The sequence below is a fragment of the Oculatella sp. LEGE 06141 genome (genome assembly GCF_015207605.1).
GTDB lineage: Bacteria > Cyanobacteriota > Cyanobacteriia > Elainellales > Elainellaceae > Oculatella.
Window position 1 is genome coordinate 1 of sequence record NZ_JADEWO010000137.1, and the last position, 1,757, is coordinate 1,757.

Sequence of the window (1,757 nt, forward strand, 5' to 3'; positions counted from 1 at the left end):
ACCCCAACCCCTCCGCCATGCGACTCTCCAAAGGTTGTGACCCGAAATAAATGCCCAAAAGTGTTGCCCATGCTCTCGAATAATCGGTTAGAAGACCATTATCCTACACCTGCCGACAGGATGCTGAAACCAGTTCTTGGAGGTGCCGCTTCACCGGGCTGGCATCGGCTGCCCCACCCTCGATTAATCCTCCGAGTCCCGATCCATGTCTCGTCCCAACAGCTCAGGATATTTACCGCTTACTGGCAGCGACTTGACGTCGGCTGTGGCAATGTGTCCCACGTAATAGGCTCCCGCTTCCATATCGAGGGAATTAGCCGTCACGTCCCCTTCAATCCGCGCCGTGCGGCTCAGCGTTAGCCGTCCTTCAGCCACAACTCGCGCTTTGACCACGCCATGAACCACAATGTTAACGGCTCTTAGCTCTACCCCTTCGACCAGCCCCGTCTGGGAAATTTCCATATCTCCGCGCACCTCCACGTTGCCGTGGATGATGCCATCTACTCGTAAATTACCTTCTACATTGATGTTGCCTTGAAACTCACTAGTAGAGCTGAGATACGTCAACGAAACAGCCCGCTGCTTGTTACGCCCAAACATCGCCTTGTCCTTCAGGTGAACTGATACGAGTTTAATCCAGGTAATCTTGGGGATCGATCACTTCGTCGTGATGATAAACCGAATAGTGTAGATGCGGCCCGCTAGAACGTCCTGTGCTGCCCAAATAGCCAACGACGCGATCGCGTTCAATATCGATTCCCTGGGTCACCTCTATCTTAGATAGATGGGCATACAGGGTGCGATATCCATAGCCATGATCAACAATGACATGATTACCAAAACCAGGGTCCCACCCGGCTGTTTCAACCAATCCAGGAGCGGTCACATAAATGGGAGTGCCGTAATCTCCTCTAAAATCAATTCCCTTATGAAATTCGTAGCCGCGACCAAACGGATTAGGCCGTAGGCCAAACTTAGACGTGATTGTGGTTTCTACTTTTAAAGGAATCCCACGAGGGCGCGCTTCCTCACGAACCAAGGTTTTTTCCAGGGCAGGCTTTACTTCCCCCCGTAAGGCTCTAGACAACAGGGGCAACTGAGCTTTGGCCGCATCAAATAACACCTCAGGCTGTACCCTGGCTCGTTCTCCTCCACTTGGGAGATAGGATAGCGGTTCTTCTGATGCCGGTCTGCTGTCAGAAATACCAGCACGCCGTTGAAGATGCTTAATTTCGCCTTCCAGGTCATCCAGGCGCTCTAAGATATCGGTTGCTTCCTGTTCTAACTGAGTATTGCGTTGAGTGAGTTGATAATTTTTTTGCACATACGAGTAGACCACCGTTCCGATCCATACCGTTGGCAAAGCGATCGCCAGAAACACGCCAACCGAGACTGCCACAGGATGAAACGACAGCGTGATCGGTGTCTTGCCGGTGCAAGAAATGAATAAAGTGTACTGCCTGGGTATACGACGCGCCATGAAGTTTGATCTGTGATCCCCGCAGTGGAGCATGACATATCGAGCTAAGGCTGGTCAAGTCTTATAGAAAGATCGAATCAGGCAGAAAGACCAGAAGCGCCTCCGTCCGGAGGCGCTTCTGATTAATGATGAGCCGACTGAACTAACTGATTAGCCAACGATGCTGGGTGCTTCGCTAGAAGCCAGGTCAAGCGGGAAGTTGTGAGCGTTGCGCTCGTGCATCACTTCCATCCCCAGGTTCGCACGGTTGAGTACGTCTGCCCAGGTGCCAATCACT

2 protein-coding genes and 1 pseudogene are annotated in these 1,757 nt (G+C 51.8%); all 3 read right to left on the reverse strand.

All coding sequences use genetic code 11. The annotated features are described in order from the left end of the window. Positions 1-183 precede the first annotated feature (183 nt). A complete protein-coding gene (locus IQ268_RS31910) occupies positions 184-600 on the reverse strand; it encodes a polymer-forming cytoskeletal protein (RefSeq protein WP_193887494.1) in 417 nt (138 codons plus the stop codon). A 31-nt stretch (positions 601-631) separates the two neighbouring features. Further along, positions 632-1,480, reverse strand: a complete 849-nt coding sequence (locus tag IQ268_RS31915) for a M23 family metallopeptidase (RefSeq protein ID WP_193887495.1) — start codon at positions 1,478-1,480, stop codon at positions 632-634. Between the two features lie 150 nt (positions 1,481-1,630). Next, positions 1,631-1,757: pseudogene (locus tag IQ268_RS31920) on the reverse strand (photosystem II q(b) protein); the annotation flags it as partial.